Source organism: Flavobacterium sp. 1 (genome assembly GCF_002797935.1).
Taxonomy (GTDB): Bacteria; Bacteroidota; Bacteroidia; order Flavobacteriales; family Flavobacteriaceae; genus Flavobacterium.
Window position 1 is genome coordinate 4,016,328 of the sequence record NZ_PGER01000001.1, and the last position, 15,072, is coordinate 4,031,399.

General features: G+C 35.6%; 17 protein-coding genes. 10 read left to right on the plus strand and 7 right to left on the minus strand.

All coding sequences use genetic code 11. From position 1 onward, the window contains the following. Window positions 1–97 precede the first annotated feature (97 nt). The 8 genes from CLU83_RS16190 (at window position 98) to CLU83_RS16225 (ending at window position 7,098) form a co-directional block, all read left to right on the plus strand. Window positions 98–508: a BrxA/BrxB family bacilliredoxin gene (locus CLU83_RS16190; protein WP_100432563.1), complete on the plus strand. Its 411-nt coding sequence runs from the start codon at window positions 98–100 to the stop codon at window positions 506–508. 76 nt (window positions 509–584) lie between these two features. Beyond that, complete coding sequence (locus CLU83_RS16195; protein WP_157802125.1) at window positions 585–917, plus strand: 2Fe-2S iron-sulfur cluster-binding protein; 333 nt, start codon at window positions 585–587, stop codon at window positions 915–917. A 162-nt stretch (window positions 918–1,079) separates the two neighbouring features. Beyond that, window positions 1,080–1,976 carry an SDR family oxidoreductase gene (locus CLU83_RS16200; RefSeq protein WP_100433778.1) on the plus strand — a complete coding sequence of 299 codons (897 nt, stop codon included), beginning with the start codon at window positions 1,080–1,082 and terminating at the stop codon, window positions 1,974–1,976. 12 nt (window positions 1,977–1,988) lie between these two features. Further along, entirely contained in the window at window positions 1,989–2,903 is a 915-nt protein-coding gene (locus CLU83_RS16205) for an AraC family transcriptional regulator (protein ID WP_100432565.1), read from the plus strand. A gap of 192 nt (window positions 2,904–3,095) precedes the next feature. Then, a complete protein-coding gene (locus CLU83_RS16210) occupies window positions 3,096–4,067 on the plus strand; it encodes a polyphosphate kinase 2 family protein (RefSeq protein WP_100432566.1) in 972 nt (323 codons plus the stop codon). Between the two features lie 143 nt (window positions 4,068–4,210). Continuing rightward, on the plus strand, window positions 4,211–5,899 hold the full coding sequence (locus tag CLU83_RS16215; RefSeq protein ID WP_100432567.1) for a SulP family inorganic anion transporter: 1,689 nt from the start codon (window positions 4,211–4,213) through the stop codon (window positions 5,897–5,899). Between the two features lie 132 nt (window positions 5,900–6,031). Then, window positions 6,032–6,553, plus strand: coding sequence for a helix-turn-helix domain-containing protein (locus CLU83_RS16220; protein ID WP_100429852.1), 522 nt, complete (start codon window positions 6,032–6,034; stop codon window positions 6,551–6,553). Then, window positions 6,532–7,098, plus strand: coding sequence for an IS630 family transposase (locus CLU83_RS16225; RefSeq protein WP_100429851.1), 567 nt, complete (start codon window positions 6,532–6,534; stop codon window positions 7,096–7,098). The genes CLU83_RS16220 and CLU83_RS16225 overlap by 22 nt, the downstream gene beginning before the upstream one ends. A gap of 533 nt (window positions 7,099–7,631) precedes the next feature. On the opposite strand, the gene tnpA is transcribed toward CLU83_RS16225, so the two are convergent. The 5 genes from tnpA to CLU83_RS16250 all read right to left on the minus strand — a co-directional run bounded on the left by tnpA (window position 7,632) and on the right by CLU83_RS16250 (window position 12,109). After that, on the minus strand, window positions 7,632–8,093 hold the full coding sequence (gene tnpA, locus CLU83_RS16230) for an IS200/IS605 family transposase (RefSeq protein WP_100432568.1): 462 nt from the start codon (window positions 8,091–8,093) through the stop codon (window positions 7,632–7,634). Window positions 8,094–8,338: 245 nt separating this feature from the next. After that, window positions 8,339–9,778: a nucleoside recognition domain-containing protein gene (locus tag CLU83_RS16235; RefSeq protein WP_100432569.1), complete on the minus strand. Its 1,440-nt coding sequence runs from the start codon at window positions 9,776–9,778 to the stop codon at window positions 8,339–8,341. A gap of 77 nt (window positions 9,779–9,855) precedes the next feature. Then, window positions 9,856–10,569: a 3'-5' exonuclease gene (locus CLU83_RS16240; RefSeq protein WP_100432570.1), complete on the minus strand. Its 714-nt coding sequence runs from the start codon at window positions 10,567–10,569 to the stop codon at window positions 9,856–9,858. A gap of 127 nt (window positions 10,570–10,696) precedes the next feature. After that, window positions 10,697–11,167 (minus strand): methylated-DNA--[protein]-cysteine S-methyltransferase, encoded by a 471-nt coding sequence (locus CLU83_RS16245; RefSeq protein ID WP_100432571.1) that lies wholly within the window; start codon window positions 11,165–11,167, stop codon window positions 10,697–10,699. Between the two features lie 66 nt (window positions 11,168–11,233). Continuing rightward, window positions 11,234–12,109: a LysR family transcriptional regulator gene (locus tag CLU83_RS16250; RefSeq protein ID WP_100432572.1), complete on the minus strand. Its 876-nt coding sequence runs from the start codon at window positions 12,107–12,109 to the stop codon at window positions 11,234–11,236. An 87-nt stretch (window positions 12,110–12,196) separates the two neighbouring features. Here CLU83_RS16250 and CLU83_RS16255 point away from each other — a divergent pair, with 87 nt between their 5' ends. Beyond that, entirely contained in the window at window positions 12,197–12,820 is a 624-nt protein-coding gene (locus tag CLU83_RS16255) for a bifunctional 2-polyprenyl-6-hydroxyphenol methylase/3-demethylubiquinol 3-O-methyltransferase UbiG (RefSeq protein ID WP_100432573.1), read from the plus strand. 10 nt (window positions 12,821–12,830) lie between these two features. Continuing rightward, on the plus strand, window positions 12,831–13,538 hold the full coding sequence (locus tag CLU83_RS16260) for a trans-aconitate 2-methyltransferase (RefSeq protein WP_100432574.1): 708 nt from the start codon (window positions 12,831–12,833) through the stop codon (window positions 13,536–13,538). Window positions 13,539–13,683: 145 nt separating this feature from the next. Here CLU83_RS16260 and CLU83_RS16265 read toward each other — a convergent pair whose 3' ends face one another. Together CLU83_RS16265 and hemB are read right to left on the minus strand one after the other, a co-directional pair. Further along, the gene (locus tag CLU83_RS16265; RefSeq protein WP_100432575.1) at window positions 13,684–14,067 is read right to left on the minus strand and encodes a c-type cytochrome; all 384 of its coding nucleotides are present in this window, start codon (window positions 14,065–14,067) and stop codon (window positions 13,684–13,686) included. 6 nt (window positions 14,068–14,073) lie between these two features. Further along, window positions 14,074–15,072 (minus strand): porphobilinogen synthase, encoded by a 999-nt coding sequence (gene hemB, locus CLU83_RS16270; RefSeq protein WP_100432576.1) that lies wholly within the window; start codon window positions 15,070–15,072, stop codon window positions 14,074–14,076.

Below are 15,072 nucleotides of genomic sequence, written 5' to 3' on the forward strand. Positions count from 1 at the left end.
TTATCAAACTATAACAAAACTTTATAATTCAAACTTACATCTTGATTTGAAACTTTGTAACTTTGCAGTACAAAAAGTTAAACTTAAAATAAAAAATATGTATCCAGAAGAAATGGTAAAACCAATGCAGGCTGAATTAACAGCAGTTGGTTTTCAAGATTTACATAGTGCAGAAGCTGTTGATAATGCTATCAAAGCTGAAGGCACCACTTTTGTAGTTGTGAACTCTGTTTGTGGCTGTGCAGCAAGAAACGCACGCCCAGGAGCTAAAATGAGCTTAGAAGGAGCTAAAAAACCAAGTCAATTGATTACAGTTTTTGCTGGTGTAGACAAAGAAGCTGTTGATGCTGCAAGACAGCACATGTTTCCTTTTCCTCCATCATCGCCAAGTATGGCTTTATTCAAAAATGGTGAATTAGTTCACATGTTAGAGCGTCACCACATTGAGGGACGACCTGCTGAAACAATTGCAGAAAACTTAAAAGATGCTTTTAACGAATTTTGTTAATTTCAATCTAAAATCAAATAAAACGTACTGCAAATGCAGTACGTTTTTGTTTATATGCAACTCTAAAATTACTATTTTGAAGAAAGAACTTCCTTTTATTGAGTTTGATGTTATTGACACTGAAAAGCGATATCCCATCAAAGTGAAGCATGGCAGTTATCCTAATTTGATGTTTTTATTGAAAGAAGAATTAAGTTTAGATTCCTTTGGAGAATGTGGCGGTGTAGGCCGATGTGCTACTTGTGTGGTAAGAGCCATTGGGATAAAAGGAAACGCTGCAATAAAAGAACGTAATGAACCTACAACTTTACAAAAAATGGGACATGAAGAAGAAACAATTCGGCTTTCCTGTCAATTGTATATCACTAAAGATTTAGAAGGATCGGAAATCACTATTTTAGAATATTAAATTTCTGCCCCAACACTCGTTTACACAAAACTCTTGTTTCTTCAAAAGCATTAAATAAGCTTCTGACAATTCCATATTCTTTTTTAGACTACAACAATAGTAGATTTGGCTACAGCTCTCGGTTTAATGTTGCGCAACTTTGTAACATTAAAAAACAGACAAATGAAAATTATAATCACAGGTTCATTAGGGAACATCAGCAAGCCATTAACACAGGAGTTAGTGCAAAAAGGACATCAGATAACCGTAATTTCGAGTAATCGGAAAAATCAAACAGCAATTGAAACATTAGGTGCTAAAGCAGCTATTGGTTCTGTCGAAAACAGTACCTTTTTAACGGAAACCTTCACAGGCGCAGATGCGGTATATTGCATGATTCCGCGAGCAGACTATTTTGATCAAAATCTTGATTTAGATGCTTTTACTCAAAAAATTGGTGATAATTATGCAGAAGCAATTCAGAAATCAGGCGTAAAACGGGTGGTGTTTTTGAGTAGTATCGGCGCACATTTAGAAAAAGATTCCGGCATAATTCTTCGTTATCATGAAATTGAAGCTGTCCTGAATAAACTCCTGGATGCTGCAATTACTTTTATGCGCCCAACTTCTTTCTTTTACAATTTAGAGGCTTATATCCCGATGATAAAGCATCAAGGGATTATCATTGCAAATTATGGGGCTGACACAATAATTCCGTGGGTTTCTCCATTAGATATCGCATCAGCAATTGCTGAAGAAATTACAACACCACTTGACGGAAGAAAAATTCGCTATGTCGCAAGTGAAGAACTTACTGGCGATGAAACAGCACGTATTTTAGGAAACGCCATTGGCAAACCTGATTTAAAATGGGTTTTAGCAAGTAATGAAGAAACCTTAGCTGGATTAACAAACATAGGAATGCAGCCCAAAATTGCTGAAGGCTTGGTCGAAATGTACGCTGGACTTTACAGCGGTTTGTTGAGTGAAGATTATTGCCGTAACAAACCCGCTATAATGGGAAAAGTAAAACTGACCCATTATGCAAAGGAATTTGCTTCGGTTTTCAATCAAAAATAAGTATCTTGTACTATGGCAAATAATCAACCGCATAGGATAAAAAGCATAAGCGAATTTCGTGAGTTTCGAGGTTTGCCAAAGCCAGAACATCCATTAATCAGCGTTTATAATTTTGAAGAAATTAAAAAACTTAATGACGATGAGCCAAAGAGTATTATGCTTGATTTTTATTCGATTTCTCTCAAAAGGAATACAAATGCAAAAATGCGTTATGGCCAGCAGGAATATGACTTTAATGAAGGCGTAATGCTGTTTATTGCACCTGGGCAGGTTTTTTCTATAGAAGCAAATACAAATTTAGAGCACTCGGGGTGGTCCTTATTAGTCCATCCCGATTTTTTGTGGAATACGCCGATGGCGCAAAAAATAAAACACTACGAATATTTTGGATATTCGGTTTACGAAGCTTTACATCTTTCGGATAAGGAAGAAGCTATGATTATTGGCATTATGAAAAATATTCAGCAAGAATATCATTCGAATATTGATAAATTCAGTCAAGATGTGATTATTGCACAACTCGAATTATTGCTGACCTATTCTGAACGTTTTTACAACCGCCAATTCATTACAAGAAAAATAAACAATCATCAAATTCTGGCTCGTTTAGAAAATCTTCTTGATGACTATTTTAAAGAAGGTTCATTAATCAAAAAAGGACTGCCAACAGTACAATTTATTGCCGAAAATCTGAATATTTCACCCAATTATTTAAGTGGATTATTAAAACTGCTTACAGGTCAAAGCACGCAACATCACATACACGATAAATTAATCCAAAAAGCAAAAGAAAAACTTTCTACAACCGATTTATCAGTAAGTGAAATTGCTTTTGAATTAGGTTTTGAACATCAGCAGTCTTTCAGCAAATTATTCAAAACAAAGACAAATGTTTCCCCTTTAGAATTCAGACAATCATTTAATTGATTTGAACAGTTCTCAAAAAGAATTAAAACTTGTGAAAAACAATAAATACATTTCAAATTTATTTTCAGGACTAGACAATAATCCCCGCAATTGATTTTTTACTAAATTAGTTCATTAAATTATTTAACACAAACAAACATTATTTGTTTTTCAAATAACAGAAGCCTTTCATTAACATTAAATTTCGGTATCATGTCAAAATCAAATAAAAAAGAACTAAATGACTTTGAAGAAAAACTAATAGATTTAAGCTCTTTAAGCAAAAAAGAGTTGGTTCAAAGGGCTAAAAAATTTTCAAAACAATATTGTGTTGGTGATGGAAATGACTTTAAACTAAAAGATTATGAAACCAAAGCCAGTTTTAATTTAGGTGATGAAGGGAAACCGTTAGTAAAGCAAACTTTAGAAATAGGTGTTGAAGCGTTGGCGACCATGCAGGATATACTGTATGCACAAGACAAATGGTCGGTTCTGCTCATTTTCCAAGCGATGGATGCAGCTGGTAAAGACGGAGCTATCAAGCATGTTATGTCGGGAGTCAATCCGCAGGGATGTCAGGTTTTTTCTTTTAAAGCCCCTAGTTCCGAGGATTTAGACCATGATTTTTTATGGCGATGCCAAAAACATCTGCCTGATCGGGGACGCATCGGCATTTTTAACCGCTCTTATTACGAAGAAGTCTTAGTCGTTCGTGTACATGAACAAATTTTAAAAAGCCAAAAACTTCCCGAAAAATTATTTACCAAAGACATTTGGGAAAATCGGTTTGAAGATATCCGCAATTTTGAAAAATACTTAAACAGAAATGGTACTATCGTAATCAAATTTTTCCTTAATGTTTCCAAGAAAGAACAAAAAGAACGTTTTATCGAGCGTGTAGACGATCCAGATAAAAACTGGAAATTCAGCGCCTCAGATGCTAAAGAGCGCGGTTATTGGGACGATTACATGCACGCCTATGAGGAATTAATAAAAAACACCTCAACCAAAAAATCTCCATGGTACGTTATTCCTGCCGACAATAAATCCTATGCACACATCGCTATTGCATCGGCAATTATTACAGCATTGGAAGAACTGGATTTAGAATACCCAAAAGTAAGTGAGGCGAAAATAGCCGAACTGCAAGCTGTCAAACAAACATTACTAAATGAGGAAGACTAGTTTTTTTAGCTCTTAGTGATTAGTCCATGCATATTATTCCAAAAAAAGCAGTATGTCATCACAAATTACAAACAAAACTAATCAGTAATAACTAAGGAATAATCACTTACAATCAGTCACAACCTTTTTATATAATTTAAATTATGATTTCTAGACTATTCCCAATTACTTCTTGGATCAAAGAATACAAAAGAAAAGACTTAAAAAAAGACTTTATATCTGGAATAACACTGGCTGCTTATGGGATTCCAGTATCGATGGCTTATGCAACTCTTGCGGGTTTACCTCCTCAATATGGCATTTATGGCTATCTGATTGGCGGTCTTTTTTATACAATCTTAGGTACTAGCAGGCAATTAGCCATTGGTCCCACATCGGCAATTTCCTTGCTGATTGGCACGACAATTGCCACTATGGCTAACGGCAATGTACAGCGCTGGGCCGATATTGCCTCACTCACAGCTCTAGTGTTTTCAGTCTTAGCTATACTTGCTTACATCTTGCGATTGAGCGGCATTATTAATTTTATCAGTGAAACCGTTTTGGTTGGCTTCAAGGCGGGTGCAGCCATAACCATTGGATTAACACAATTGCCGAAACTTTTTGGCGTAAAAGGTGGTGGCGCAAACTTTCTGGAACGTATTATTATCCTTTTTCAGCAACTTCCAGATACTAATACGGCTGTTTTGCTTTTTGGTATTGCTGCGATTGTCATTCTAATCGTTGGTGAAAAAATGCTGCCTGGAAAACCAATCGCAATACTAATTGTGACCTTATCCATTCTACTCATTTCAACAACATCCTTAGCTCATGAAGATTTTTCAACCGTAGGCGAAATCCCAACAGGACTTCCTCAATTTCACTTGCCAGCATTGCGTATCAAAGATATAGATGGAGTACTTCCTCTCGCCTTGGCTTGTTTTTTATTGTCTTATATCGAGAGTGTTTCAGCCGCAAGAACATTGGCACAAAAAAACGGATACACTATTGACCCTCATCAAGAATTACTAGCTCTTGGAGTAGCCAATGCCGCTGTAGCTTTTGGGCAAGGCTATCCCGTCGCTGGAGGATTATCTCAGTCTGCCGTAAATGATACTGCAGGAGCAAAAACAACAATATCCTTAGCGTTTGCATCAATTGCAATTGCTTTTTGTTTACTGTTTTTAACGGGATTTCTTCAAAACTTGCCTACTGTAATTTTGGCATCCATAGTTCTCGTAGCAATTAGAGGGCTATTTGACCTAGAAGAAATCAAACACCTCTACAGAATAAACAAACAAGAATTTTATATCGCAATGATTGCATTGATTGGAGTACTCATTTGGGGAATCCTAACAGGCGTTTTATTAGCAGCTATAATCACTTTGTTATTGCTAATAAAAGCAACTTCTGCTCCACATGTTGCATTTTTGGGCAGAATACCCGGAACCAAACGCTATACAGATATACAACGTCATTCCGATAACGAAAACATTAAAGGAATATTAATTGTTAGAATAGAATCTTCCATATTTTATTTTAATACGGAACACATCAAAGAGCAGATATGGGAGAAAATTAATAGTGAATCCGATTCGGTCAAGGCAGTAATATTAGACCTCAATTCCTCTCCCCGCATCGATATAGCGGGTGCCCGCTTTTTAAAACAGCTTTTTATTGATTTGAAATCCAGAAATATTTCTCTAAAAATTGCCGAAGCCCGATCCGAAGTTCGTGACGCATTACGCTCCGAAAATCTGGAGACTCTTTTAGGCCACATTAGCCGAAGCGTTTCTGTAGATGATTTAGTCGTTAGTGCTATTAATTCTAATTTGGAGATGCCACCTGCTTAGCCTAAACAAGTACCTTTAGGATATAAAATTATAACCAAAAACACTAAATAATACCAAACAAAAATATAATAAATACCAATTTTGATAATTGTTTTTTTTAGATTACATTTGGACTATATTATAACAGTGATCATGGCACATCCAAAAATTTTGGTAATTAAGGAAACTGAAAAAGAGATTAAAAATCTACTTAAGCAATCTATTCCATTTATTGGACAACGCTTGAGAGTACTTTTAATTTTGAAGCAAAATGAAGAAACAGGGATTTCTAGACGTGAAGTTGCTAAATTAGCAGGGGTTGACCCAAACAGTGTTCAGAAATGGCGGACATTATACCTCAATTCTGGAATTGATGGTTTGATTAAACATGGAAAAACAGGCTTCAAGCCATCTGTTTTTAATGCTGCTGAACACACGATGTTGGAAACAAAACTCAATAACCCTCAAAATGGGCTTCAAGGTTATGTAGAATTAAAAGATTGGATTGAAAAAGAAACTGGAAAAAGCTTTAATTACAACACCTTGCTTTATTACTGCATCAGAAATTTTAAATCAAGTGTAAAAGTTGCCCGCAAAAGTCATGTCAAAAAAGATGAAGACCTAGGAAGCTCTTTTAAAAAGACTTCGGAAGAATCTGTCAAGAAACAGCACTAAATGCTGTAGGCGATTTTAGCTCTGTAAATTTATATTTTCAAGATGAGTCACGTTTTGGCTTATTTACTCGAAATGGAAAATCAGTTACTGCAATTAGGGTTAAACCAATTTGCACTTTCCAACAAGTTTTTAAATCAACATGGCTTTCTGGGGCTTTTTCGCCCATAACAGGGGATCATTTTCAATTAATACTTCCACATTGCAACACTGATAATTTTCAAATTTTTCTAAATAATTTTTCAAAAGAAAACCCCAAAGAACTCAAAATAATGGTATTGGATAATGGGCGATTCCATAAGGCTAAAAGATTGATCGTTCCAGAAAATATTGTTTTGGTTTTCCTGCCACCATATAGCCCGGAACTTAATCCAGCCGAAAAAATGTGGGCAAAATACAAAAGAGAATTTTCTAATAAATTTTATAATTCAATCGAAGATGTAGAAGATTTCATTATTACTGCAGTTAAAAACACAAGTAAAAAAGAGGTAATGAGTATCTGTGGTTATGCCTACGTCTTTTTAGATCAAATTTGGTCTAAAAATTAAATGCGTTTGGTATAAATAAAAGCTTTAAAGAAACTAAAAAAGCTACAGGATTTAAATAAGTCCTGCAGCTTTTAGTTTTTAACAGCCGATATTTTGTAATGGAAAAGAAAATCCTTTTTCATCACTCTAATCAAAGATTTAGCTTAACAAGCTAGTAACTAAGAATAAAATTAGCAAACCGATGGCTATGTATTTTGTGTATTTTGACATTTTTTTTATTGTTTAAAATTATAATCATTGTATTTTTTTCAAAAGAATGAAAAATAAATTAAAACTCCTAGAATTATTACTACATCATTCTGTTAAAATTGATTACCAGAATATAATTCATTTACCAATAACAGATTATATTCTATTGAACTACTACTATGGATAAAATCCATTGCTATAATATGGATTGTTCTTACGGAACTTATGTATTTCATAGAGCCATCGGCTCGGACATTTTGTAAGGCTGGACTTTAGTCCAGTTAACTTACTGAATCATAATCAACAAAGAGCCATAGGCTCGGCACATATATAATTCATGGGATTCATATCAAATCTTCAAAAATATATCTTTCATCAAAGGGTATTTCAAACTTATCTAAAAATTCCAAATATTCTTCTTTGAAAGTAAGTTTCTTATGGTGTTCTTCTTGATTCGCAATATATTTATAAACAACATTAATTTGAGAATGACCGTAAGAAAACGCACCATAACCTTCCTGCCATTCAAATCTTGATTTTGTCAAATGATGGTCATTAATATATTTTGATGATTTTGCCTTTATAGTTTTCATCAGCTCCGATATTGAAACTACAGGTTTAAGACCTAAAAAACAATGAACGTGATCTTCAACTCCATTTACAATGATAGTTTTACAACCCGTTTCATTTATTAAATTACCAATAACACCAAATAATATAGATTTCCATTCATCAGTAATAACCGCTTCACGATATTTTACTGCAAAAACAACCTGAATATATACTTGATGATAGGTATTTGCCATATTGGGTCTTTTATGAACCGTTCCTACGGAACTTTATTTATTACTTGTTATTCATATCATCAACGGATTAAAATCCGTTGTTACAATATAATTCGTTCCTACGGAACTTTTAAACACTTCAAAGAGCCATCGGCTCGATGCCATTTGTAAGGCTGGACTTCAGTCCAGTTAAGTAAAACACCTTATACTAATGAGAGCCTTAGGCTCGGTACATTTCGCAAGCGATGGATTTTAACCTGTTTGTACTAAAAAAACCAGCTTGCTACAAAAATCGCCGTAACCACACAAATTAAATCAACTAAAAGCATTGTTCCTAAAGCGTATCGGGTATTTTTGATATTTACCGAACCAAAGTAAACGGCAATTACATAGAAAGTACTCTCGGCACTGCATTGAAAAATACTGCTTAATCTTCCTGTCATAGAATCGGCACCAAAAGTATTCATCGAATCTATCAGAAACCCTCTTGATCCTGCAGAACTAAACGGTCTGAGCAATGCAACCGGCAAAGCATCGGTAATTTCTTTGCTTACTCCCATATTCGAAAAAGCAAAAGCAATCCAGTTGCTGATAATTTCAAACAACCCACTGTTTCTGAATAAAGAAATTGCAACTAACATCCCTAAAACATAAGGAAAAATGGTAACTCCTGTTTTAACTCCATTATTGGCTCCTAATACAAAAGCTTCAAAAACAGTAGTTTTAGCCTCGGTAAATTTTTTCTCTTTAATAAATGAAAATATCAATGTGAAAGCAATAATTCCGACCAATATTAAAGCCGAAAGATTTGATGTAAAATAGTTTTTCCCGATTAAATCCAAATGGTTTACATACATCAGCAAACCAACAATTGCTGCTATTAACGCCATCAGGACAACAACCAAAGAGGCACTCTTGAAATTAATTTTTTGCCTGATTCCAACAATCAAAAAAGCAGCAATCGTACCTATGAAAGAAGTTATAATGCAAGGAAGCATTACATCGGCAGGATTTGTTGCATTTGCAGCCGCTCGATAACCAATAATAGAAGTTGCAATTAATGTTAGTCCCGAAGCATGGAGGCACATAAACATAATTTGAGCATCGCTCGCTTTGTCTTTTTCGGGATTTATTTCTTGTAAGCTTTCCATGGCTTTAAGACCAAATGGTGTAGCTGCAGAATCCAATCCCAAGAAGTTAGCGGCAAAATTTAAAGTCATGTAGGAAATAGACGGATGATCTTTTGGAATACTCGGGAACACCTTTACAAATACTGGGCTCAACAATTTAGCCAATTTTCCAGAAGCTCCAGAAATGATTAAAAGCTCCATCAATCCACAAAAAAACGCCAAATAAGCCATAAGCGGCAAAATCAAATCGAGCAACGTGTTTTTGCATGTTGGCAATAAACCGTCCGATTTTTGAACACCGCTGAAGATTTTTACGGTTTTGTTTTTATAAACATAAGTCGTGTCGGCATTTAGCGTATCACGATTGATAATCATCGTTTGATCTGGTGCTTTCTTGATACTGTCTTTGATAAAAGCAGGAACTTGTTCAATATATTTTTCAGAAATTAAAACTGGGTCGTCTTTTTTTCCGTTCAAAACATAATCAATGGTATACGTATTGGCAGAAAACAAACTGACAACAATAAAGATAATCGATGAAATAAAAATAACTAACCAGAATCTGCTTAATACCATAATTTATAATTTTTGTAAATGTAATTATTTATTACAAAAAAGACCTAACAGGTTTTGAAAACCTGTTAGGTCTAAAACTAAACGTGAATAATCTCCTCTTCAATCAATAAATCCTCTCGTCTTAAACGAAGAAATATCTGTGCCACTGCAATCGTATCCTTTTCGCAGTAAGTGACTATTCGGTCAATGTCTTTTTCTACATAAAAAACATGACCAACCTGACTGCCGTCAATATCACCTTTGGGAGAAGGGATTCCGAGTACTTTACACATTAATTTCAACGAAGTAAAATGCTTGTAATCGCCAAATTTCCATAACTCTAAAGTATCCAAATGCGGAATTTCCCAAGGTTTTTTTCCAAATAAATTCAGCTTGTCGGGAATCGGAATCTGATTGATAATCATTCGGCGTGCCAGGAACGGAATGTCAAATTCTTTGGCATTATGCCCGCATAAAACATGCTGCGGCCCATTGAAATGATTGTTCAGCAGATTATTGAAATCTTTCAGAAGTTTTGCTTCTTCTCCAAAAAAAGAAGTCACTCTAAAATTCCGAATATCTCCTTTAACGACAAAATAACCCACCGAAATACAGATGATTTTTCCAAATTCAGCCCAAATTCCGGCGCGGTCGTAAAACTCTTCGGCACTAAAATCGTCTTTGCGCTGGTATTGGGTTTTTTGCTCGTACAAAACTTGCATTTCAGAATCCAAAGTGTTGAAATCTTCTGTTTCCGGGACTGTTTCAATGTCAAGGAAAAGGATATTGTTGAGGTTTATTTTTTCAATCATTTTTAAACACAGATTACACAGATTTGCACAGATTTTAAATATACAAAAATGCAATTGGGAATTTAAAAGTAATTAAAATTTATTACAAAAAACAATTTGTGATAATTTGTGCAATCTGTGTTAGTTTTTAGAACAAACTTTGTTGCGCTGTTGGGTTTTCGTGTTCCAACAGCCATTTTTTTCGCCATAATCCGCCTGCATAACCTGTAAGCGAGCCATCAGTACCAATAACTCTGTGGCAAGGAACCACAATCCAAAGCGGGTTTTTTCCGTTGGCAGAGGCCACAGCACGAATAGCTTTAACATCTCCTAAAAGTTTAGATTGTTCCAAATACGTTCTAGTTTTTCCGTACGGAACTTCTAATAAAGCTTTCCATACTTTTTGCTGGAATTCGGTTCCTTTCGGATTGAGTTTGAAATCAAAATCGGTTCGTTTTCGTTCGAAATAATCATTGAGCTGCAAAACGGCATCCTGCAAAACGGTTGGAATTTCTGCCGAAACAGTACCTTCATTGTATACTGAGATTTCCGATACGCCATTTTCATCTCCTATAATTTTGGCGATTCCTAAAGGTGTTTTGATGTAGGCTGTTTCCATACTTGCTAATTTGAACTGTAAAGTTAATTTAAAAATTAATTCCTGAAATTATACTTTACAAAACGGTCATTTCTTTTTCAAAAATTCTATGGCAGTTTTTGCTATTTCAGATTGATGTCCTTTTGGCGTAGCCAATAAAATATCCGTAAAAAGCTTAACCGATTGTATTTCGATATACCCTATTTCAGGGTAGTTATGGCTTTTTAAAATGGTAGTTGGAACGATAGAAACTCCCAATCCATTTTTGACTAATTGAATAATCGAAGAAATATTGTTGGACTCGTGAACTACTTTTGGCGCAAAGCCAAAATGAGCACAGATTTCTAGTAAATTATCATAATACTGCGGTGAATATTCTTTATTGAAAAACACAAAAGTAGTTTCGCTCAGCGTTTCTATTTCCTGTTCGAATTGAATGGGATACAAATTTTTATTGAATACCAAGGAAAAATTGTCTTTGAACCAAAGCTGTGTTTCTATTTTTGGCGAATACAAAGGAGCGCGAACGATCCCTAAATCGATTTTGAATTCTTCTAATGCTTTAATTTGTTTAACTGTCGGCACTTCGTACAATCTAAAATTTACATACGGAAATTGTTGTGATAGATACTGAATCAAAGCAGAAATATCTCCCGAAAAAGTAGAACTCACATAAGCAATTCGAAACTCCCCGCTTTGATTTTCGCTTATTTTTCTGGTTTTGATATTGATACGCTCGATGTTTTTCAATACTTCAAGCATTTCTTTTTCATAAAATTTTCCAGCTTCGGTAAGTATTACGCGTTTGTTGTTACGCTCAAAAAGCTGAGCACCAATTTCGGTTTCCAATTCTTTTATCTGGCGGCTTAATGGAGGTTGTGATATGAACAGTTTTTCCGCAGCGCGAACAAAACTCAGCTCTTCGGCTAATTTTAGGAAGTATTTTATATGACGTAATTCCATGTATACCTTTTAAGTATTAATTGATGACAAAATAAGTATTTTTAAGTTATATATAAAAATTATAGGTTTGTTAAACAAAAAAACTACATGAAACAAATTTGGAGAGACAGATGGGACGAAAGATACAGCAGCAAACAGTTTGCTTATGGCGAAGAACCTAACAAATACCTCAAAAAAGAATTAGATAAACTGAAAGCAGGAACCATTCTTTTTCCCGCAGAAGGCGAAGGACGGAATGCTGTTTATGCTGCCAAAACTGGCTGGAACGTTTTTGCATTTGATATAAGCATGGAAGGAAAAAAGAAAGCCCTGCAACTCGCTGAATCCAATAATGTAAAGATTGATTATCAAGTTGGGGAATTAGAGAATTTACAGTACGGGACAGATCAATTTGATGCAATTGGACTTGTTTATGCTCATTTCCCTGCTGCCATTAAATCTCATTATCACACCATTTTGGATAAATATCTACGAAAAGGAGGAGTTGTAATTTTTGAAGCTTTCAGCAAAAAACATCTTGATTATGTCCAAAAGGAGGAGAAAGTTGGAGGTCCAAAAGATATAGAATCTTTATTCTCCATTGAAGAAATAAAATCAGATTTTCCAGATTATGATTTTGAAGAATTGGCAGAAATGGAAATTGAGCTTAATGAAGGACTATTCCACAACGGAAAAGGTTCAGTAATACGATTTGTGGGAAGAAAAAAATAAAATAAATGTTATGAAAAAATCAACAGTGAACGAAATCAAGGAACGTTTTGATAATGATGTCGAACGTTTTGCAAATTTAGAAACAGGTCAGGTCGCTACGATGGATGCGCAAATTTCATTAGAACTTTTAACATCGACTGCAAAAACCATAAAACCAAAAGCTGTAAATGTTTTGGACATTGGCTGTGGAGCTGGTAATTATACTTTGAAAATGCTGTCCAAAGTACCTAATTTGAATGCGACCTTGATTGATTTGAGCCAGAATATGCTGGACAAAGCTTTGGAGCGTGTATCGGAGGCTACAACTGGAAAAGTCGAAACGATTCAAGGCGATATTCGGGATATAGCATTACCGCAAAATCATTTTGACATCATCTTGGCTGGTGCCGTTTTACATCATTTAAGAGAAGATTCTGACTGGGAATTTGTTTTCCAAAAATTATATGACAGTTTAACATCTGGTGGATGTTTGATGATTTCAGATTTATTGATTCAGGATCACGAAGAGGTGAATAAATTGATTTGGGGAAAATATGGCGATTATTTGAAGCAGCACGGTGGCGAAGAATACCAGCAAAAAGTATTTGATTATATCGAAAAAGAAGACACGCCGAGATCGATGACGTATCAATTGGATTTAATGAAGAAAGTCGGTTTTTTGAGTACCGAGATTTTACATAAAAATGCTTGTTTTGGGGCTTTTGGAGGAATTAAATAACTTGCAAAAAATAAAAACCATCTCTTAATCGAGATGGTTTTTTGTATCCTGAATTTTTTAGCCCCGATAGCAGTGAAAATCCTTATGTGCTAGGGTTCGGCACATAAGATTGCAACGGATAGCGGGAAATAGCTCCTGAAAATTATTATTTGATATTAGAATTAATATAAGCTTCTACCGCTTTTAATTCTTCGTCTGTAAAGGTTTTGGTGATTTCTAAATTGGCCTGCATCACTGGAAATTGTGCTGGGTCAACTATGGCTTCACTATCGCCTTTAAGGAAAGTAACTATATTTCCGTTTTTGTCTTTATAGATTTTGGCAATTCCCTGAATGCTTGACCCAATCACTTTTTGATCTACTTGATGACAGGCAACGCAATTTCCTTTTCCTTCGAAAATTTCTTTTCCTAAAGCTTCTGGAGTTTGAACTTCTGCAGCAGTTTCTGCAGGTTTTCCAAAAGGTTCTTCGCTTTCTTTCTTACAGGAAAACGCAAGAATAGCTATGGCTATTAATGCTAGTTGTTTCATAAAAGTTTATTTTTGGTTCAGGATTATAGCGGCTTCTTTGGCAAAATAAGTCGAAATCAAACTGGCTCCTGCACGTTTAATACACATCAGCTGTTCCATCATAATTTTGTCGTTGTCCAGCCAGCCTCTTTCGGCAGCAGCTTTGATCATCGCATATTCACCCGAAACATGAAAAACGGTTACGGGAACATTCACTGCATTTTTGACTTCGCGAACGATGTCCAAATAAGCAATTCCTGGTTTTACCATTACCATATCAGCTCCTTCTTCGACATCCCAAACAGCTTCTTTAATAGCTTCGATCCGGTTGGCATAGTCCATTTGGTACGTTTTTTTGTCCTTTGGAACGGCAATATCAGCTTCTCTGGGCGCACTGTCCAATGCATCGCGAAAAGGCCCGTAAAACGCCGATGCGTACTTGGCCGAATAGCTCATAATTCCCACGTTGTGGAAACCTGCAGCGTCCAATCCTTCACGCAGACGCAGCACGCGGCCGTCCATCATATCGGAAGGAGCGACAAAATCGGCTCCAGCCTGGGCATGAGAAACTGCCATTTTTACCAAAGCAGCGTTGGTAGCATCGTTTTCGACATCGCCATTGCTAATAATTCCGTCATGGCCATAAATGGAATACGGATCCAAAGCCACATCAGGCATTACAATCATTTCTGGACAAGCGGTTTTGATGGCACGAATGGCTTGCTGCATCAATCCGTCTTTATTCCAAGCTTCTTTTCCTGTATTGTCTTTCAAGTTTTCGCTCACTTTTACATAAATATTCACTGCATGAATACCCAAAGCAAATAATTCTCTGACTTCTTCAACAGTCAAATCAATCGAACGGCGGTAAATCCCCGGCATTGACGGAATGGCTACTTTTATGTTTTCGCCTTCGGCAATGAACATCGGAAACATAAAATCGGACGGACTTAATGTGGTTTCGCGAACTAATGAGCGAATGGATTCGTTTACGCGTAATCTTCGGCCTCTGTGTAGTGGGAACAT